Annotated in this window: 13 protein-coding genes; 6 read left to right on the top strand and 7 right to left on the bottom strand. The window is 48.8% G+C overall.

Translation table 11 applies throughout. The features are described from left to right. The first annotated feature begins 145 nt into the window (after positions 1 to 145). Positions 146 to 1,660: a glycoside hydrolase family 43 protein gene (locus MHI06_RS05935; protein ID WP_340402061.1), complete on the top strand. Its 1,515-nt coding sequence runs from the start codon at positions 146 to 148 to the stop codon at positions 1,658 to 1,660. 84 nt (positions 1,661 to 1,744) lie between these two features. Here MHI06_RS05935 and MHI06_RS05930 read toward each other — a convergent pair whose 3' ends face one another. Beyond that, positions 1,745 to 2,668 carry an S-layer homology domain-containing protein gene (locus MHI06_RS05930; RefSeq protein ID WP_340400813.1) on the bottom strand — a complete coding sequence of 308 codons (924 nt, stop codon included), beginning with the start codon at positions 2,666 to 2,668 and terminating at the stop codon, positions 1,745 to 1,747. A 360-nt stretch (positions 2,669 to 3,028) separates the two neighbouring features. Between MHI06_RS05930 and MHI06_RS05925 the strand changes: the two genes are divergently transcribed. The 3 genes from MHI06_RS05925 to MHI06_RS05915 all read left to right on the top strand — a co-directional run bounded on the left by MHI06_RS05925 (position 3,029) and on the right by MHI06_RS05915 (position 7,186). Next, positions 3,029 to 4,771, top strand: coding sequence for an ABC transporter ATP-binding protein (locus MHI06_RS05925; RefSeq protein ID WP_340400812.1), 1,743 nt, complete (start codon positions 3,029 to 3,031; stop codon positions 4,769 to 4,771). After that, positions 4,764 to 6,581, top strand: coding sequence for an ABC transporter ATP-binding protein (locus MHI06_RS05920; RefSeq protein ID WP_340400811.1), 1,818 nt, complete (start codon positions 4,764 to 4,766; stop codon positions 6,579 to 6,581). Before MHI06_RS05925 ends, MHI06_RS05920 begins: the two co-directional genes overlap by 8 nt. A gap of 104 nt (positions 6,582 to 6,685) precedes the next feature. Continuing rightward, entirely contained in the window at positions 6,686 to 7,186 is a 501-nt protein-coding gene (locus tag MHI06_RS05915; RefSeq protein WP_340400810.1) for a hypothetical protein, read from the top strand. A 34-nt stretch (positions 7,187 to 7,220) separates the two neighbouring features. Here MHI06_RS05915 and MHI06_RS05910 read toward each other — a convergent pair whose 3' ends face one another. Next, positions 7,221 to 7,652, bottom strand: a complete 432-nt coding sequence (locus MHI06_RS05910) for an Lrp/AsnC family transcriptional regulator (RefSeq protein ID WP_340400809.1) — start codon at positions 7,650 to 7,652, stop codon at positions 7,221 to 7,223. Between the two features lie 131 nt (positions 7,653 to 7,783). Here MHI06_RS05910 and MHI06_RS05905 point away from each other — a divergent pair, with 131 nt between their 5' ends. Then, positions 7,784 to 8,536 (top strand): MBL fold metallo-hydrolase, encoded by a 753-nt coding sequence (locus MHI06_RS05905; protein ID WP_340400808.1) that lies wholly within the window; start codon positions 7,784 to 7,786, stop codon positions 8,534 to 8,536. Positions 8,537 to 8,651: 115 nt separating this feature from the next. Here MHI06_RS05905 and MHI06_RS05900 read toward each other — a convergent pair whose 3' ends face one another. After that, on the bottom strand, positions 8,652 to 10,157 hold the full coding sequence (locus tag MHI06_RS05900) for an alpha-N-arabinofuranosidase (protein WP_340400807.1): 1,506 nt from the start codon (positions 10,155 to 10,157) through the stop codon (positions 8,652 to 8,654). A 178-nt stretch (positions 10,158 to 10,335) separates the two neighbouring features. Between MHI06_RS05900 and MHI06_RS05895 the strand changes: the two genes are divergently transcribed. Next, positions 10,336 to 11,244: an ArsR family transcriptional regulator gene (locus MHI06_RS05895; protein ID WP_340400806.1), complete on the top strand. Its 909-nt coding sequence runs from the start codon at positions 10,336 to 10,338 to the stop codon at positions 11,242 to 11,244. A 142-nt stretch (positions 11,245 to 11,386) separates the two neighbouring features. On the opposite strand, the gene MHI06_RS05890 is transcribed toward MHI06_RS05895, so the two are convergent. The 4 genes from MHI06_RS05890 to MHI06_RS05875 all read right to left on the bottom strand — a co-directional run bounded on the left by MHI06_RS05890 (position 11,387) and on the right by MHI06_RS05875 (position 20,259). Beyond that, a complete protein-coding gene (locus MHI06_RS05890; RefSeq protein ID WP_340400805.1) occupies positions 11,387 to 12,181 on the bottom strand; it encodes an SH3 domain-containing C40 family peptidase in 795 nt (264 codons plus the stop codon). A 336-nt stretch (positions 12,182 to 12,517) separates the two neighbouring features. Next, complete coding sequence (locus MHI06_RS05885; RefSeq protein WP_340400804.1) at positions 12,518 to 13,717, bottom strand: glycosyl hydrolase family 28-related protein; 1,200 nt, start codon at positions 13,715 to 13,717, stop codon at positions 12,518 to 12,520. 179 nt (positions 13,718 to 13,896) lie between these two features. Beyond that, positions 13,897 to 17,172 carry a glycoside hydrolase family 48 protein gene (locus MHI06_RS05880; RefSeq protein ID WP_340400803.1) on the bottom strand — a complete coding sequence of 1,092 codons (3,276 nt, stop codon included), beginning with the start codon at positions 17,170 to 17,172 and terminating at the stop codon, positions 13,897 to 13,899. A 93-nt stretch (positions 17,173 to 17,265) separates the two neighbouring features. Then, positions 17,266 to 20,259, bottom strand: coding sequence for a glycoside hydrolase family 9 protein (locus tag MHI06_RS05875; RefSeq protein ID WP_340402060.1), 2,994 nt, complete (start codon positions 20,257 to 20,259; stop codon positions 17,266 to 17,268). Between the last annotated feature and the right edge of the window lie 26 nt (positions 20,260 to 20,285).

The following is a 20,285-nucleotide window of genomic DNA, read 5'->3' as shown; positions in this document are numbered from 1 at the left end:
GGGTTGAATGTCTATATCATGCTATTCCAGGACCGAAAAATCAAGGTTCCATATACTAAAAAGCGTTATAATTCGCCTTGTAGCAGGGATTCTCAATGTGTCCAGATTCGTACTAAACTCTCACAATGAATAGGAGTATAACATGATGAAATATACTAATCCGGTGATTCCGGGTTTTTATCCAGATCCAAGTATCTGCCGTGTAGATGAAGACTTTTATCTGGTGACTAGTACCTTTGAATACTTCCCGGGTGTACCCCTCTTCCACAGTAAAGACCTTGTGAACTGGCGTCAGATCGGTCATATCCTTACTACCCCAGAACAACTTCCTCTAGCGAATGCAGGCAGCTCTGGCGGTATTTATGCTCCAACACTCCGGTATCATGATGGCTGGTTCTATATGACAACAACCAATGTCAGCGGCGGCGGAAATCTATATGTACGTAGCACCCAACCCGAAGGGCCATGGTCTACTCCCATCTTTGTTGATCAAGATGGTATAGATCCCTCTTTTCTATTTGATGAAGATGGTCGTGTGTATTTTCAAACGGCCTGTAATGGGGATGAAGGCGAGGGCATCTATCAGTGCGAGATAGACATCACGACCGGAGCCAGACTAACCAATAGCCGATTGATCTGGACCGGAACCGGAGGAGCAGCCCCCGAAGCTCCCCACCTGTACAAAATAAATGACTTCTACTATTTGATGATCGCCGAAGGTGGAACGGAGTATGGTCACATGGAGACCGTTGCTCGAAGCACAGATCCATACGGACCATTTGAACCGTGCCCTCATAATCCGATTCTGTCCAATCGAAGCATGAAATCCAGTATCCATGCAACGGGTCATGCAGACCTTGTCCAGATCCAGGATGGAAGCTGGTGGGCCGTATGTCTGGGCCTTCGTCCGGCAGGTTACCCCATGCGACACCATCTGGGGCGCGAGACCTTCCTGGCCCCTGTCACGTGGACAGAAGATAACTGGCCGATAATCGGTGTGGACGGACATATTCAGCCGGAGATGACCAGACCTTCGTTGCCTGAGCATCCTTGGTCACCTCAGGCTATACGGGATCATTTTGACGAACCAACATTGAACATGAACTGGATCTTCTTGCGGAACCCGGCTCCGGATAGTTGGACGCTCACAGAAAATCCCGGGCAACTCATCCTGCGGGGTCATTCAGTTTCGCTCGATGATGGACAAAATCCAGCCTTTGTCGGGCGTCGCTTGAGCCATTTCTTATGCAACATGGCTGCCGAGCTGCATTATGAGCCAGGTGCGAGCGGCGGTGAAGCCGGATTAACTGTATTTATGAATAATAAATATCATTATGACTTGGCTGTAACACAGATCGACGGCCAGAAAAAAATCATCCTACGACGAACTGTCGGTTCTCTACGAACTGAACAGATGCTTGACTGTGAGCAGGGTCCGATTGTTTTACAGATCAAGGCCGACCGGAATCACTTTACGTTCCTCTACCAGCAAGGCTCATCCGATGCCATCGAAGTAGGTTCGGGTGAAACCCATCTGTTGTCTACCGAAGTGGCAAGTGGCTTCACAGGTGTGATTATAGCCATGTATGCCTACGATCCCTCGGGGGAACGCACTCCTGCAAGTTTTGATTGGTTTGACTATAAACCGCTGGAAGAATAACCCTCAGCAACGGAAAACCCACCCTCCATGTACGCATGAAGAGTGGGTTTTTAAGTTAAGCTATATTCTGTTTAGAAAAATAGATTACTTGCCAGAAGGCTGAGCTTCTGCCGTATAGCCTGTTGGGATATCCGTTTCTGCAGTCACATTCGTGATAACCATCGGATACATCATGTCCGGATCAGGTTGAATAATGGAATAGAGCACGATGGCACGTCCATCCTTCTCCAATTTTACATCATCAATCTTCAATCCATAACCAGGGTGAGGCATTTCAGCACTGAGTTTAACTTTAGTTGTTTTGTCATCAACCTTCGTCGTTGTCACTTCAGGTACGATCGCTTGCTGGCCTTCACCTGGAGTGGTTGGAGCTGGCTCTGCTGAGCCGCCATTGCCGTGTTTATCTACAAATTCAAGTGCATTGAAGATCATGCTTGCAGCCTCCATACGGGTAAGCGACTGATCTGGACGGAAGTTACCGTCCTTATCCAGTTCAATGATGTTCATGTTCAGCAGGTTCTGGACTGCAGATTTGGCGTCCTTACCGATTTTATTTTCGTCCTTGATACCATTATACAACATGATCACCGGATAATTGCCGGTTGTGTTAATTCCTTCATGCAGCAAAATAACAAACTGCTCACGTGTCATCTTGCCCTGCGGGTTCACTTCTACCGGAACGGACAATCCATTTTGCGTAGCCGCTTGAACAGCATCGGCATACCACGTGTCCGGGCTAATTTTATCCTGAGCGGAAGACGCAGCGTATGCATTTTTCAGACCAAATGCATTCACAATCAGTTGAACACCCTGAGGCTCGGACAATGCAAGATCTGGACGGAACAGATCCGCCGTTACTCCGTTAACAATGCCTTTTGATTTCAAAGAATCCACAACCGACTTCTGTCCTTCATCCTTCACATCTGAAAAAGCGAGTACCGATGCACCTCCTGCTGTCAAAGAAACGCAGAGCGCAAGTGTTGCAGCCAATCCTTTTTTATGTTTCATTTCCTGGCACCTCCATATGATTAGTAAAGCCTATTTTTTACCTCTTCATTCCTACAGACGGGATACCCTTAGAAAATGTTTCAGTAATTTCGACATCTGGTGAATACAACACAGGAACACGGCATACATCTCTTCTCCGCGTTCACTAGTCCAAGCCACCAGCTTTTGCTAAGTGGCTTCGTTGACATCCATTCGGATTAGCGCAAAAATAAGAATAGAGAAATCCATCGGATGACGGATAAACTGCAAACCAGATCGCATACAGTAAGAGGGCACGACGCGCTAATAACAGGTGTCGGCCCTTTTCTTGACTCCACATGCTGGACTGACTTCACCTATACCAAAAGGAGAACAATGCTTATGTCCAAGAAAGGATTACTTCGCGGTTACGTTGTGTCCAACTGGCCTATCTATCTGGTTGCTGTTCTTCTAATTATTGCATCCAATGTCGGGCAGGCATCCTTGCCCCGCATACTGGGCAGTTTCACGGATCAGTTGATGCAGAATACGCTCCAGATGCAGACTGTCGTAAGGTACAGCCTTTCCCTGCTAGCTATTGCCATCGGGTATAATCTACTGTTCGGCACCGGACAATTCATGATTATGAAGCTCGGTCGACGCTTCGAATTCATGACGCGTGAGCGTATATTCAGTAAGTTTTCCGAACTCAGTGAACACTATTTCTCCAAACAGGGAAACGGAAAACTGCTCAGTTATGTCATGAATGACGTGACTTCCGTCCGTGAAGCCATATCCAACGGCGTTACGCTCATGACCAATGCAACATTCCTGCTGTTGTCCTGTATTGTCATGATGCTGCTTAGCGGGATTCCGCTGACGCTTATTCTGATCAGTGTTGTACCCTTGCTGGCCATTCCATTTCTGGTCGTGTTTTTCGGTCCACGGATTCGCAAGCGCTCTCGTGACGTACAGGAAGCTCTTGCAACCATGACGGAATCCGCAGAAGAACAGTTGGGCGGCATTCGCGTAACTAAGACGTTTGCTATTGAAGATAGTGCTCGTGCCCGCTTTGGAACCACCGTCGATGCGATCAAGAGCAAACAGCTTCGACTCGTTCGTCTGTCTTCCTTGTTTCAAGCTTTGCTCCCGCTGCTCGGAGCGATCTCACTGGTCGTTTCTTTGCTTGTCGGTGGTATTATGACCATGCAGAATTCCATTACGCTCGGAAGTTTTGTCGCCTTGACGTTATATCTGCGGATCATCATGGGACCACTTCAGCAGATCGGTAATGTCATCAATACCGTCCAGCGCTCAGGCGCATCCCTGGAACGGGTGAATGATCTGCTGAGCGAAGTAGCCGATGTGCGTGAGCTTCCTGAAGCCACAGCGCTCCAAACCGTACAAGATATCACCATGGAGAATCTAACTTTCTCCTACCCTGGCAGTTCATCTCCTGCTCTCAAAAACATTCAACTCAATATCCGTGCGGGACGAACGGTCGGCATTGTAGGCAAGACCGGCTCGGGTAAAAGTACCCTCGTTAAGCTATTGCTGCGTACATATGAACCACCTGAAGGAACGATCCGCATCAATGGTACAGATATTCGGCAGCTGTCGCTGGAAAGTCTAAGATCGCGCATCGCCTATGTCCCTCAGGATGGATTCCTGTTTAGTACCACCATCCGGGATAACATCGCATTTAGCGACCGGGAAGTATCGCTGGATACGGTGGAGCATAGTGCGCGCCAAGCCATGATCTATGATAATATTGTCCGTTTTCCCGATCGGTTCGATACCCTACTTGGCGAACGAGGACTCACGTTATCAGGTGGACAACGGCAACGTACAAGTCTGGCGAGGGGCTTGATCAAGCAAGCACAGTTACTTATTCTGGATGACAGCATGAGCGCCGTTGATGCTGTCACCGAGAGTGGCATTCTGCGAAGTTTGCGCGAGATCGGCAAGGGCAAGACCACATTGATCATCTCTCATCGCATCAGCGCGGTCCGTCATGCAGACGATATTATCGTTCTGGATGAAGGGCGCGTTGCTGAACAGGGTACACATGCTCAGCTGATGGCTGCCAAAGGATTGTATGCGGTAACCTACCGTTTGCAGGAGGAGGGATTACATCATGTCTAACGATAACGCTGAACTTCACCCAGATGCAGAGGCTGATCAGAGTAAACGAACTTCGTTTAAGGCGATGATGGCATACGCCAAACCGCATAAATGGGCTTTTGCCGGTATCTTCTTCTGCTCACTGCTTGGCATATCGGCAGATCTGCTGCAACCTTATCTGGTGAAGATCGCTATCGATGATCATCTGGCTATAGGGAAGACCAGCGTAGGCTTTCTCGTTCAGCTCGCAGCCATCTTTCTTGGGCTGGCTGTCATCAGTTTTATTTTCACCTATATCCAAAACAATCTGTTGCAGCACGTGGGCCAGAACATTGTATCCCGGATCAGAAAGGACCTGTTCAAACATATCTCCAAAATGTCCATGTCCTTCTTTGACCGTTTTCATATCGGCAGTCTGGTCACGAACGTATCCAGTGATACGGAAACCATCAGCAGCTTCTTCACCCAAGTACTGCTCAGTCTGATTCGAGATGGCATGATGCTGGTGCTGATTATCGTCTTTATGTTCCAACTTGATCCGGTGCTGGCGAGTTACTCCCTGATCGTTCTGCCTGTCATTGCGGTGGTTGCGGTATTATTCCGTAGTCGACTGCGAAAAGCTTATCAAAATGCCCGTACGCGTCTCTCCCGTCTGATCGCATTTACGGCGGAGAACTTGTCCGGCATGTTCCTGATTCAAGCTTTTCACCAGGAAGAAGAACAGAAGAAACGCTTCTCGGAACAAAATGCGCACCATCTGAAAGCCAACATTGCTCAAGCCCGCTCCAATGTCATATTCAACCGGACGTTTGATATCCTTGGCAATGCGGCACTGGTCATGATGGTCTGGCTTGGGGGTCGCGCCGTACTGGGCGAGTCCCTGCAAGTCGGTGTACTGTATGCGTTTATCAGCTATATCCGTCAGTTCTTTCAACCGATTAACCAGATTACGATGCAATGGAATACATTCCAGTCCACGACCGTATCGATGGATCGCATCTGGAACATTCTGAATACGCGGCCTGAAGTTGCCGATCCCGAACCTCAACAGGCTTCGTCACTGGAACCTCAGAGTGTAATGGGCCAGATTGATTTTAATGATGTATCGTTCGGTTATCGGGCAGACCGGCCCTTGATTCAGCAGATGAACTTGCACCTCTATCCGGGCGAAATGGTAGGTATCGTGGGAACAACAGGTGCTGGTAAAAGTACACTGATCTCCCTGCTCAATCGCTTCTATGATGTAGACAAGGGCAGTATCGAGATTGATGGTACCGATATCCGGCATCTGCCGCAGGCCAAGCTTCATCGGATCGTGGGTCTGATTCAACAGGAACCCTTCCTATTCTCCGGTTCCATTATTGATAATGTGAGAATGTTTCGTGAGGATATTACGCGAGAGCAGGCGATTGAGGCCTGTCGGTTTGTCGGAGCACATGCGATGATTTCACGTTTACCGCAAGGATATGATACGCATCTATCCGAACGCGGAAGCGGTCTGTCTGCCGGGGAGCGGCAGTTGATCTCATTTGCCCGGATCGTGGTGTTCCAGCCTCGCGTGCTCATTCTGGATGAAGCAACCGCCAATCTGGACTCACACACTGAACAGCTCGTGCAGCAGGCGCTGGAATCGGTATCCCAGGGTCGCACCACCATTGTCATTGCCCATCGCCTGTCTACGGTGATGCATGCCGATCGAATTCTGGTGATGGAGGATGGTGAGATTGTGGAGGAAGGCCCACACCAGGAACTGATCGCAGCCAAAGGTGTGTATGCTGACTTGTACACCCATGCGCGTGATGCAGGTAAAAATTCAGCTATATCAGGGTAATGAACCTGAGTTATAGTAAACAAAGAACGTTGAACATGCCGCTCTGCTCATGCAGGCGGCACGTTTGGCATAGCGAGCAGCAATGTTGATTAGGAGGAGGATCTATGCAACAACCTGAAACACCCGAGCGTAACAACCAGCACATTCGTTACCGACGCAGCACGGCTCTATGGAAAGGAAGTTTATGCTTCCTGTTACTTCTCTTGTGCGTGATCCTGTTGTGGATCATCGTGGATGGACAAGCCGAAAGACTGGAGACCATATACTATTCCATCGCGGCCGTACTGGGGATGTGGTTGATCGGTCCATTGTTCTTCATGTTCCTGTCTCGACTAACCCGAAACCCTGCCGTGTTATTGTCTTGGGATGATGAGTCTATACGTACTGGCAAACGGAAAATTCCATGGAGCCAGATCCGCAAAGTTGAACTTGCCTCACCTGCCCGCAGTAAGTGGCTCCTGTCTGCCTCCCCCATGTTCGTCCTGTACCTGAAGGACGGCACACGATCGCACGTTCAGACTGATCACCTACTCAGCAAAAAAGAGCTGAACCAGGCGGTGGTTTTGCTTCAGCAGACTTTACAGGAACAGCAGCAAGCTCGTTGAGCATCGGGATGGATGAGGACAAGCTTCGCTTACATCATTGCGATTTCTCTACACCTATGGACAGGCTGACTTTGTAATTGCCGTAAGGCAGCAATGCTTCAAGAAGTAGTCCAAGCTGCTCTGTAGTGCCAGTCTGTACCCGCATCAGATAACAGCCTTCTCCGCTGACGCGGTGGACTTCAACGATGTCCTCACGTTCAGCAATGAATGCACGAAAGGCGGCATGTCTGTCGCCGGAGTTCAGAAAAACCGTAACAAAAGCCTGAAGGCCGCGGCCTAGGCGTTCCGGGTTCCATTTTACCGTATACCCTTCGATCACACCCAGATCTTGCAGCTTGCGCACTCTTGCACCGACGGCCTGTCCTGTGAGATGCACCTCTTCACCAATCTCTTTATGAGAACGTTTGGCATCCTCGATCAGGATCTGCAGAATGCGTATATCTGTGTCATCTATCGTTTCATTCATGTGGCTTCAGCAATCCTTTCACAGTGAAATTAGAGTGGCCTAATTCCGTTCATCATGTTATGTACGACGTTAAACGGGTTGTATACCATATAGGGTAATACTATTAAACAACCTGAAGGAGTGCAAATATAATGAAAATTCAATTGATTCGCCATGCTACACTCTGGCTGGAATTCGGAGGGCTGAACATCCTCGTCGACCCGATGCTGATGGACGCTGAAGTCATGCCTGCTTTTCCAAACACACCAAATGAGCTGCGTAACCCAAGAGTCGGTCTGCCAGAACTCGAAACGGATTATCTGAATCCGGATCTGTTGATTATCACACACACCCATCTGGACCACTGGGATGAAGCCTCAGCGAAGCAGTTTCGCAAGGACATCCCGCTGATCTGCCAGCCTGGGGACGAGAACACATTTCTAGAAGCTGGATTCACGGATGTAACAGCTGTAGATGAGAAGCATGAGTATCACTCTGTTCGATTCGCCCTCACTTCCGGGCGTCATGGTACGGGTGAAATCGGCGAACGTATGGGCAAGGTGTCCGGCTTTGTACTTGAAGCAAATGGAGAACCTGTCACGTACATTGCCGGGGATACCATCTGGTGTGAAGAACCCGCTGAGGCTATTCGCCAATACAGCCCTGAAGTCATTGTCCTAAACGCCGGAGGAGCTCGCTTCGTAGAGGGTGATCCCATTACAATGGACGGGCCTGACGTTGTTGCCGTGAAGCGCCATGCACCGTCGGCTCATGTCATCGCTGTGCACATGGATGCGATTAACCATTGTGTGGTGTCTCGCACGGATCTGGCCACTTATCTGGCATCCGAGCAGTTGGATGGTCAGGTGCTCATTCCACGCGACGGAGAAAGTTTTGAATTTTAAAGGGTAAGTGCGCACGCAACTCCAATGCCTTCCCTCTCCCTATAAAATACAACGAAAAAAACTGGATGCGATATACTCGCACCCAGTTTTTTTGATTCAAGAAGTACGCTGACCATTACTGAACTTTCAAACGAATCACGTTCCATGATGCTTTTGCCAAGCTCGCCGTGATCAGGGTATCAGATATAACTGCACCTCCACGGTTATGAGGAGCGACACGGTTCGGTTGTGCAGCTGTATTCGTTGCTTTGAGATCATCACTTTCCAGCACGATATGCTCGATCACGGTACACTTCCCGAAGCTGCGCAGATCCACTTCCAGCGGAAGGGATTCTTCCAGATGACGGTTGACTGCGAATACAGTCACTTCACCCTGCTCTTCGTTATGAACCGCAATAGCTTCCAGATAAGGAACATCTGTGATTTGTTTTGTATCGTATTTTGGAGACTGGATCAATGGCACCAATGCTGTTCCACGTCCGAAGAGGGACGTATGCATGAATGGATAGAAGATCGTCTGTCTCCATGAACCACCGCCCGTATCTGTCATGATCGGTGCAATCACGTTAACCAGTTGTGCCAGACAGGCCATTTTGACCCGATCCGCATGTTTCAGCATACTGATAAGCATACAGCCGACAAGCAGTGCATCCTCGTGGTTGTAGATATCCTCCAGCTGTGGTGGAGCAATCTGCCACGGGTCCATCTTCGAATCATTTTCATTGGAGTGATACCATACATTCCACTCGTCAAAGGAAAGATACATCGTCTTCTTGCTACGCTTCTTCGCTTTGATATAATCACAAGTCGCCTTCACGGTATCGATAAAACGATCCATTTCAAGCGAGCGTGCCAGGAAGGTTGGCGTATCTTGCTCTTGATTGCCGTAGTATTGATGCAAGGACAGATACTCAACGTGGTCATACGTATGATCCAGTACCGTTGCTTCCCATTCCGGGAACGAAGGCATATTCAGGTTCGAACTTCCGCAGGCTACCAGCTCAATCGTCGGGTCCGTCCACTTCATGACTTTTGCCGCTTCAACAGCTAACCGTCCATACTCTTCTGCCGTTTTGTGACCGATCTGCCAAGGACCATCCATCTCATTGCCCAGACACCATGTTTTGATCGCATGCGGCTGCTTGTATCCATGCTTGATGCGAAGATCACTATAATACGAACCTTCCGGATGGTTGCTGTACTCCACAATGTTGCGAGCTGCATCCGTACCCCGTGTTCCCAGATTGACCGCCATCATCACTTCAGAATTGGCCTGTTTCGCCCAGTCCACGAATTCGTTGAAGCCAAATTCATTGGTCTCAATCGTTCTCCAGGCCAGTTCAAGTCTGCGTTTGCGTTCTGACACTGGTCCAACCGAATCTTCCCAATTGTAACCGGATACAAAGTTTCCCCCAGGGTAACGTACAATCGGTACTTGCAGCTCCTTCACCATCTCCAGCACATCCGTGCGAAAACCCTGTTCGTTCGCAGATGGGTGTCCAGGCTCATATATTCCACCGTACACGGCACGTCCGAGATGCTCAATGAATGAACCGTATAAACGCTTGTCAATTACGCCAATTGTAAAATCCTTGTCTACCGTCATTTTTGCTTTTTCCATAATGAATTTCAACTCCCTAAGATTAATATAAAAATTAATTTATATTCTATGGATCAACGTTCATATTTATATTAAAATCGATTATAGCGTTAATTTCAACAGGAATTTTGCAAAATGTTATTCTTTTCACTGAATTTATGTTTAACTTAATTCAATACGCGAAAATGGAGGAACACTTGTGATCAGAGCAAATACCGATGCTGAATTTCTACCCCTATATGAAGCACTCGCCAGTGAAGTTCGTCTACAGATCATCCGCCTTGTTGCAGAGACACCGATGAATGTGAAAGACCTCGCTGCTTCACTGGGTCTGAGTAGTGCCATCGTGACCATGCATGTCCGCAAACTTCAAGATGTGGGTATTATCCAGTCCAAAATGATACGCAAAGACGGCGGCACACATAAAATGAATAGCCTTGCTGTAGACTGGATTGGCATCTCCATGCCTCAGGAAACCGGAACATCCCGCAAGCTTCATGAGGTTTCTGTACCTGTTGGGCACTACACTCATTTTGACGTCTATCCTACATGTGGTCTAGCTACATCCACTCAGGTCATTGGACAGTACGATGACCCTCGTTATTTTCTCGACCCCGAGCGCATGCACGCCCATATTCTATGGTTTGGTCGTGGATTCGTGGAGTACAAAATTCCAAACTATATCTTATCCGGACAACAGATCAATGCCATTGAATTGTCTCTGGAGATCGGATCAGAAGCCCCTTCGGTGAATCCCAATTGGCCCTCAGATATTACATTTATGCTTAATGGCATCCGATTGGGGGAATGGACAAGCCCTGGAGATTCAGGCAACGGACGCGGCATGTTCACCCCGGAATGGTGGAGTGACAGTGTCAATCAATATGGCATGCTTAAGGTGCTGCGAATTACGAATGAAGGTACGTTTATTGATGGACAGCACTTGTCCGAAATCACACTCGCGGATATTCCGGTAGAACGAAACCAATGGACCTTGCGTCTCTCAGTGGAGGAAGATGCCCAGCATGTGGGCGGTCTGACCTTGTATGGTGAGGGATTCGGCAACTACAACCAGGATATCCTGTTCCGACTGTACTATCAGGATTGAGTTTTTCGGAATAATAAATAACACAAAAACACCTTCCACTCGCCCGTCAAAGGCAGAATGGAAGGTGTTTTATATGCATATGAACATTTGCAAAATATCGTAGAACATCCGCGGAATATCTTAAGAAGTTCCTTATTCTAACCTACAGCGCACTGCCACCAAACAGGAAGCGATACTCCCAGTGTTTGCCGGAGATATCACTAGTTGTTACACCACCGCCGGCGTTGGAATATGTGTGTAATACCTTGCCGTCGCCCAGGTAAATCCCTGTGTGGGTAATGGTTGCGCTAGATTTATTAACGCTGGAATACGATGACGCAGAGCTACCTTTATACGACATGAAATACATCAGATCGCCGCGTTTCAGGTTTTTCCAGTTGGTCTGAACCGCACCCTTTTCCTTCACATAGGCTCCTTGTTTGCGAGAATCCGCTGGAAGCTTGATGCCAAGTGCATCGATGAAGGCCTGACGTACAAAGCTGGAACAGTCAAAAGTAGCTGTACTGTTACGACTCGCTCCGAATTCATACGGTGTACCCCAATATTTCATTCCCGCCGCAATCACTTTTTCCACAGACGCATTGCCGGTTTCCGATGTACCACTATTTGAACCCGATCCGCTTGTGCTACCACTAACAGCTTGTGTGTATTTGGATGAAGAAGATATGTAGCCTGTCCGGTTAGCAGAATCCTTAATCTTATACCAATCCGAACCGGATTGCTGAAGCACCGTTACCGTTTCCCCTTTAGCGACCATGCGAACAATCTTCGCAGAAGAAGTAGGTGATGTGCGCAGGTTTACGCCCCAGATTACTTTTACTTGTGAATTGTTAACAGCAGCTGCCGATACCTGTGCCGTTAGTGCTCCTGTCGTCAGACTTCCCATCAGCATCGTTGCTGTGACACTTGCCGTAATAATGGTTTTCTTCCAGTTCATGATGTCGAGTTCCCCCTGATGTTACAGAATTTTAACCTGGCTTGGTTCTCCCGGGCTTGCCTCATTGTAAACGGGCTATCCATAACGTTCATCAGTCGAAAGTCCTGTATTGATATAGGCACACTTGAGCACTAAGTATCAGGGTCTGTCCATCAGCTGCTGGTAAAAAACACTGCTGATCCCTTCTTTTTCAAAGGTTAAATTATTGTAACTATTTGATATACTTCATTTTTCCACGGTATAAGAGCTAGGCCAATTCTCATCCAGGACATGCGTCATAAGAACTAGTTTTTAATGTTTAATATCGCAAATATGGTAAACATTACTATGGTTCATTTACCGATTACGGTTCCCCGTGTTCACATTTTTGCTTCCACCCTCGATACTGATCGATTTGCCAGCGGTGTCGGTTACATTATTTCGGATCTCATTGTTGCTAGATGCAGTGGTACGTATGCCAATCCCGGAAAACCCAGCGTTCGTCGTCATCTCGTTACCAATGAGCTTGTTGTTGTTGGCATTAGCCAGTCGAATGATTGCATCGGGTTTCAGCGCAGCGTTTCTTTGGAAAATGGTATTGCTCGTGAATGTATTGTTGTTCGATTCGACCAGAATAGCCTGCAAGGATGCATTAATAATCGTGTTTTCGTATATCTGGTTGCCTGTCGCACCCGTCAGCACAAAGATTCCACGCGGATAATTCTCAATCACATTGTTATTAATCGTGTTGTTGGCACCTTCATTGGGAATGCGAATACCTGCGTACCCATCCGTTTGATGAGTTTTATTAATAATCTGATTCCCGGATACCGTTGTGAAGGTTGCACGTGATAGATTGATACCACTGCCCCCACCTGAATTGGTAATTTGGTTATTCATAATTTTTACATTCGTGAACTCACCTGCTGGATAACTCTCGTGTCCTGTCGCAATGGCATGTCCATTGTTCCGGTCAAAACGGCTATTGATAATCTCCGAATCCTTCGTTCTGCGAAGTAGTGCACCAATCGTTGTATCCCGAATCTCGATACGATCCAGTGTGAGGTGAGAGACAGCCATATCCATAATGATTCCGCCTACCTGACTCTCCCCACGGGCCTCGCGATTCGTACGATCTGCGTCGATGGTGATATCGGATAACTTGATGTTAAGACGTGCATCATTGTTGCGCAGAATGGGGTTACCAATGACATATTGGCCCGCTGATCCGGTTTTCTTAAATATCGTTTGCCCTATTCCGTCACCGGACAGACTTACTCCTGCATATAGACGAATGGATTCGTCTACCAGATATGTCCCTTTTGGAAAATGAACCGTTCCCTCTACGCCCCGGTCATAGAAATACTTCAATGCATTTTGAATTTCCTTCGTTTGTGAAGATTTGGAGTTGACCTTCACGCCTAAGTCCGTGGCTTTAATGACGTTACCCGCTGCTTCCGCGACGTGGATACCTCCTGTGAAATCCTGAAGAACAAACGTAATAACAATGGTAAGCAACAAGCTGATTCGAATCTTTTTCCCAAAAACATTAAACATACTCTACCTTCCTCTCATTTAAAATAGTTGAATTACTTACATAATTACCCTTTATATTCTTCGGTCAAGATCATTCAAATTTGAAGTATTTTATAAAAAAAAAGAAAAAGCCAGGGATTTCTCCCGGGCTTAACCTGTATCGTTCGTATCATTACCCGACGGCTAGTTGAACAGCTCGTTTAAGGTTCAATCCCCCATACCTTGGCGCCATCCTGATAAGCTGTCACTTTCGTCCAGGCACTGAAAGCCGTTTTGGTGGAATCAAAGGAATAATCATTCGTTTGATCAAAATTCGTCCAGTTGTTTTTCGAAAAACGTCCCTGGATGATTCCAGTCTCGGCACCCGCAGCCAAGCTGCCAGCACCCGGTTTGAATCCAATCTCCAGATACGTATCTGCCGTGCCCTTGGCCGGATCTACGGAAACAAAATGTCCTTCCACGTTACCACTGCCAATCTGTGCATAATCACACCAGAAACTCAGATCAGCGGCACTGTCCTTGGTGAAATAATACCGGACCTTCACTTTGCTCAAGTCCACAGCCGTTGTGCCCGTATTCTTCACGTTAAACTGTGGTGTAATCGCATTGCCCGAAGTTCCTGAACTACCATTACGGTATTGTACTTCAAGTGTTCCCGTTGTAACTGGAGGTGCTAATGGTGTCAGCACCAGTACATTCGAATTTGTCTGACCACTCGTATTAATGGCAACAACTCTGTAATTGTAAGCCGTACCATTCACCGCTGTAGCATCGGTATACGTCAGTGCGGTCAAACCTGTTGCCAGATCCGCATATGGTCCGCTACCCACCGAACGTTGTACTTTGTAAGTCGCTGCTCCAGTCGATGCTGTCCATGTCAGTACTGCCTGAGCATTACCAGCTGTTCCTGAAAGGGTGAGAGCGCCTGGCACAATGATACCTGCCAGTGGTGTTGCAGATGCCTGTGTTGACGGTGCGGACTCACCTACGGCATTCACCGCCGTGATGACATAATAATACGTTGTGCCGTTGATCAAGCCTGTGTCCGTGAATGTTGATCCTGTGACCCCTGTCGCTACAGGCGTATAAGGACCACCGTTCACTTCTGCACGTTTCACGGTATACGTGGCTGCACCAGCGGCTGCGTTCCAATTCAGAACCACTTGCTCGCTTCCTCCAGTTGCTGTTACACCAGCAGGAGCAGCGGGTACTTCCACTTCCGGACTATCAGAATCTCCGAGGAGACGATCATACTCGCCGTACGCTGTAGCCATATCCACCTGTGACCAGAAACGGTGATACGTAAAGGTCGGTGCGCCATTTTCCCATGTTTTCGTTGTCGGATTATACGACGTTTTGTACAGATTATCCAGGTAAGCCCATGCCGGATCTTGCTTAATAGCTGGACGCAGATCGGAGTATCCAATGTATACGCCGTTGCCACCTTTTGCCGGATCAGAAGGTACACCTGCTGTGCCTGGAATCGTGTTGCCTTGACCAAAGGTTCCAGACCAGTTCGCCGGGATATAGATCTCCTTCGCGAAGAAGCGGAAGTAGTCTTTACGCACTTCTTCCGTTACAATCCCCACGCCATCATTGTAATCCCACGCCGTATCCAGCAGTGTCTCAGCCAGATCCTTCGCTTCCTGACCTTTGGCACTGAGCGTTCCATTCTCTGCCTGGGTTCCTGCGGCAAAGAAAGTCAGTGCCTTAATGTAACTTCCCAGAACCCCTGTATCCTGCGCAGGATCTTTGGTGACCACACGGAAGTTCGGATTTTCCGTAAAGGAACTGAAGCCATTCCATTTATCCGGTTGACCCTGCCACTCCTGACTGCCTGGAATCCAGAACTCTCCTGGGGCTGGAGTTGTCGCCACCTGGGCATTCAGACCACCAAGAATTCGCCCTCCTGCTGCGTTCAGATAGTACCCTTGGGCATCCGTCACTGGACGCTCATCTACAAATACATAATCCTTGGACCAGTCGATCCACTTGGTAATGACTTTTTTGGCCATCTGGAAGTTCTCGGAACTCAGATCTCCACTCTCAGCGAGAATATAATACATTTCAGCTACACGTTCCAGCGACCATGCTTGGAATCCAAACCATGTGTTGGAATCCGGGTCACGATATACAGGGGCCTCCTGATAAGCCATATCATAGAATGTACTTACGCCTGCCGGATAGGCTTTGTATGAACCATCCAGACTGTTCGTTGCTCCCCCGCCAATCGCTCCTTCATGGGATTGTAACCATGTGTAGAACTCCAGTTGACGCTTCAAGGATGCATTCCAGTCTGCCTTTGCTGTAGCTGATTTGGGGATCAGGCCACCTGCCGGATCAGACAAGGCATATGCCGCGACCGGATTTTGATATGCCTGATGCGTATGACTTGCACCAATGCGCCAAGCCCAATCCCCACCTTGACCCAAGCCACCGCCCCATGACGTATACCAGGCCATGAGATACATGTTGGAATCCTTGCCTGTACCCGGAGTTGGTGTACCGTTCTTCGCACTGCCGATCTTCTGGAAGTACTTGTCGTGCATCCCATATCGCAGATAGTCGCCCATCTTCTTCGCCTTATCCAGATACGCCGTATTGGTGTATCCCATCTCCTTCGCCCAGTACAGCACCTGTACTGCACGTGCATCTGCATCGGTTGCATTTGTATAACGCCACTGCGCTGATGGTACCTGCGTTTCTTTCGTGAACAGGCTCATGAATCCTTCGTTCGGCTTCCCAAATGTTTTATTATCCTGAGACGGATGCGGGATCGCTTCCCACACGGACTCCTGCTCCCCACGCTGGAACGTATTCACATAAGCAGCCGTATGAGATGGATTCAACAGGTTCCCATACCCGTACCAGTTATCCACATCCAGCAACCAGTGCATCAGATAGGTCTGATTGTTCCCATAAGCTGCTTTAAACTCCGCATCCAGCGGGTCCTTCCCTGCTGCATATTGTCCATTAATCGCCGATGGATATTGATCCGGGAAAGATTTTTCCGCTGCATACGTGGCAGGGCTATTCGGATTGTAATAACTCATGGTAGGTTGCTCTTCATTGCCATCGCCTTCATTGACCGGGATAATGTATTTTTCCATACTATCCCATGCCGCTTCCAGTTTGGACCAATCCCCCGTGTAGTGACCGTACATTGTCTCCAGCCATAGCCAGTAACTATACGCCTCTGATGTCGTCATGTGCCCATGATCCGGAGCCTCGCTGAGCAGCGTTTCAATGGAGTGATACGGAATGCCCTCTGGAGAAAAATATCCGTTCGCCGGATCTTTCAACTGATCATATAATTGCAAAAACCGGGTTTCATTAATGCTGTCTGACTGAATCTCGATGGCCTGATCTGCGGCATGTGCCGTTTGCGGCCCTGCCCAGAGTCCGGTGTATCCGGTCAACATGACGGTTCCCGCCAGCATGGCTGTTAAACTTTTTTTCGCAGCTGATTTCAACATGAATATATACCTCCCTGGAATAGTGGAAATTAAATATAAACGCTGTTGTTTGGGTCTGCCCATGCTGCTCTTCGACTTATGAAATTCAGTCAGTTACGGCTCCAAGCCCCATACTTTAGTGTTTCCCTGATACCCGGTTACCTTGCTCCAAGCCGTAAAGGCCGTCTTGTTAGCGTCATAGGAATAGTCATTACTTTGATCGAAATTGCTCCAATTATTTTTGGAAAAGCGTGTCTGGATCACGCCGGTCTCTGCTCCCGCGGCCAAACTGCCCGCTCCGGACTTGAAGCTGATCTCCAGATACGTGTCTGCTGTACCCTTCGCCGGATTCACTGCGACAAATGTCCCTTCGATATTGGCCGTACCCATCTGGGCATAATCACACCAGAAGGTCATGTTCTCCGCACCATCCTTGGTGAAATAATATCGGATCTTCACGGTACTGAGATCAATCGCCTGCGTTCCGGTATTCTTCACGTTGAACTGCGGGGTCACCGCATTGCTCGCATTCGCGGACCCTCCGCTGCGGTACTGCACTTCGAGTGTACCGGTCGTCACCGGAGGTGCAGAAGGCGTCAGTGCCAGGACATTGGACAGCGTCTGTCCGTTCGCATTCACTGCTGCAATCCGGTAATTGTACGTGGTACCATTCACGGCTGTCGTATCGGCGTAAGTCAGCACGGACAATCCGGTTGCCACATCCGCATATGCCCCGCCTGCTACCGAACGTTGCACCTTATAGCTAGTAGCACCCGAAGCTGCTGTCCAGGTCAGGATCGACTGCGCATTGCCAGCTGTCCCACTTAAAGTCAGTGCTCCCGGCACCGTCGTTGCTGTTTGCGGCGTAGCCGACACCTGTACAGAACCCGGTGATTCCCCGGCAGCATTCACGGCGGTCAACACATAATAATAAGCCTTCCCGTTCGTCAGTCCCGTGTTCGTATAGGTCAATCCAATGACACCCGTAGCGACAGATGTATACGGTCCTCCACTCACCTCGGAACGTTTCACCGTATATGATTCGGCCCCGGATGCAGCAGCCCAGGTCAAGCTAACCTGATTGCTACCTGCCACAGCCTGCACACCAGCAGGTGCGCCCGGAACCGTGACCGGTGTAACACTAGGCTCCTGTCCATACACCTTCACCCCTGCATCATAGACTGGAAGGTATACGCTCTTCACAGGATTGCCTGTAGTCAACGTCTGGAACGAATGATCATTGCTTGCATTCCATGCGCCCTGCGGGCCTGTAATACGAAACTGCACTTCTTTACGATAGTTCCCCTCTCCACCCGGATAGATCTTCGTATTACCGAAGTTCGCCGTAATGGCATAGATATGCTGGGCTGCATTCACCACAACCGGTTGGGATACCGTCGCCCCCTCTGTATAGGAGGTTGTCACTTGCACGTCTGATACAGTGCGTCCAGCAGCATACACCTCGCTCAAATCCAGGAAATACTTAAAGGACAGTTGGTCTCCCATACGGGCAGGCCAAGCGGAACGATTATTAAGCAGTGCCCTGATTTCCGTATAATTGGAACCGGATGATTTAACAGCAGCCTCTACAAAGAACTCATCACCCTTCACCTCAGGTGCAGGGAAGTTTGCAAGGGGCTGATGATTCTGACCAAATAGCAGATTCATTTTGGCCAGCGCACCAGTGAATCCGGCGTTATAGTCCGTTGCCACCTCATTGCTCACATAATCCCCGATATCATCGGTATACCCATCCGATGTATCCGGGCCACCTACCATGGCACCATACAGAATATGGCGGTGATTCGTCGGGACATCCTCATTGTTCACCCAAGATCCGTGAGCGGTCCGGTGATGTGGATGCTGGGGTGCATTTTGCCCGTATCCCACCACATAACTGCTCTGACGTGGATTATCGCCCAGAATGTAGTTCATTTGTGAGACGGAAAAATCCTGATATCTTGCTTTTTTCACAGGGTCACTAACCCAGTCGGAATAGACAAACGAGATAAAAGATGCATTGGCGGCATACCGGAGCGAGCCCCACTGATCCAGCCAAGCCAGACCTCCTGGTGTGTATCTGACTCTCTGTCCATTGGTTCCGACAGACCAATAATCCAGGTTACGCTCGGTAGATTGAATAAAGCTTGCAGCTTCCGGCATGTTCAGACTGGACGTAATACGCGCCAGCAAAATCTGGGCACCGTAGTTTTTGGTATCCCAGCCTTGTGTCCAAGTATATGGCCAATTGGCGGCACCTCCACTGGAAGACCACTGATTGGTGGCCGCAATGGCTTTGGACAAGTAAGCGCTATCATTAGTGGCTAAATAAAGCCATGCCCCACCCCATGCCAGCTCATCATAATATCCGGACCACGAGTTATAGAACGATTGCGCATCAGTAATACAATCGGAGTATTTCCCCCGGTAAGTATCAGCAAAGTGATACAGTTCCTTCGCATGTTGAAGCAACTTCGCAGCATACACAGGATCATCATCGGCAAATACAATCGAAGCAGCTGCCAGTGATGCCGCAGTTTCTCCCGCCAGGTCACTGCCCGGACAGGAAGCATCAATCTTAAAGGCCGGTCGGTTCATCTGCATCACTTCAGCCGGGCCCCACCAGGCGTGATCCGTATTCCCGGCTCCGACTTGTCCCCATAATTCATTTGGTTTCGTATGCGCTTTCATAAAGTAGTCTGTGGCCCACTTGATATTATCCTTAATCTCCTCCAGTTGCCCTGCCTGCTCATATCCTTCGCGGTATTCCACGACGGACCAGGCCAGCATGGTAGCAGAATACGCCATCGGTAATCCGAATTTCACATGATCTCCGGCATCATACCATCCCCCGGTCAGATCAACACCTACATCAGCCCCATCCTGCATGCCCGAATTGCCACGCCATTCGACTCGATTGTTCGCTGGTAATGGACCCGAACGCTGCGCCTCATAGAAATAGATGGCCTTTTGCAGTGCTTCAGCATAGTTCTGGTTTCCGGCGGCCGCATCCGCCTTACGAAGTCCAGTACCCATCGATAAACTGCCTGCCAGTAGTCCTGCCGATAACGCAATCATAGCGACTCGTCTCCACCAGCTCCCCTTCATGTTCAACTATTCATCTCCTCTTCATG

It is taken from the genome of Paenibacillus sp. FSL H8-0079, from assembly GCF_037991315.1.
Classification (GTDB): Bacteria; Bacillota; Bacilli; order Paenibacillales; family Paenibacillaceae; genus Paenibacillus.
The sequence above is the reverse complement of the archived record's forward strand: the minus strand, read 5'-3'. Positions and strand labels throughout refer to the sequence as shown.

What these genes read in the sequence shown, in the direction of transcription:
- MHI06_RS05875 (WP_340402060.1), bottom strand. Translation starts at nt 20,259, where the DNA reads ATGAAGGGGAGCTGGTGGAGACGAGTCGCTATGATTGCGTTATCGGCA.
- MHI06_RS05885 (WP_340400804.1), bottom strand. Translation starts at nt 13,717, where the DNA reads ATGTTTAATGTTTTTGGGAAAAAGATTCGAATCAGCTTGTTGCTTACC.
- MHI06_RS05905 (WP_340400808.1), top strand. Translation starts at nt 7,784, where the DNA reads ATGAAAATTCAATTGATTCGCCATGCTACACTCTGGCTGGAATTCGGA.
- MHI06_RS05900 (WP_340400807.1), bottom strand. Translation starts at nt 10,157, where the DNA reads ATGGAAAAAGCAAAAATGACGGTAGACAAGGATTTTACAATTGGCGTA.
- MHI06_RS05920 (WP_340400811.1), top strand. Translation starts at nt 4,764, where the DNA reads ATGTCTAACGATAACGCTGAACTTCACCCAGATGCAGAGGCTGATCAG.
- MHI06_RS05880 (WP_340400803.1), bottom strand. Translation starts at nt 17,172, where the DNA reads ATGTTGAAATCAGCTGCGAAAAAAAGTTTAACAGCCATGCTGGCGGGA.
- MHI06_RS05935 (WP_340402061.1), top strand. Translation starts at nt 146, where the DNA reads ATGAAATATACTAATCCGGTGATTCCGGGTTTTTATCCAGATCCAAGT.
- MHI06_RS05925 (WP_340400812.1), top strand. Translation starts at nt 3,029, where the DNA reads ATGTCCAAGAAAGGATTACTTCGCGGTTACGTTGTGTCCAACTGGCCT.
- MHI06_RS05915 (WP_340400810.1), top strand. Translation starts at nt 6,686, where the DNA reads ATGCAACAACCTGAAACACCCGAGCGTAACAACCAGCACATTCGTTAC.
- MHI06_RS05890 (WP_340400805.1), bottom strand. Translation starts at nt 12,181, where the DNA reads ATGAACTGGAAGAAAACCATTATTACGGCAAGTGTCACAGCAACGATG.
- MHI06_RS05930 (WP_340400813.1), bottom strand. Translation starts at nt 2,668, where the DNA reads ATGAAACATAAAAAAGGATTGGCTGCAACACTTGCGCTCTGCGTTTCT.
- MHI06_RS05910 (WP_340400809.1), bottom strand. Translation starts at nt 7,652, where the DNA reads ATGAATGAAACGATAGATGACACAGATATACGCATTCTGCAGATCCTG.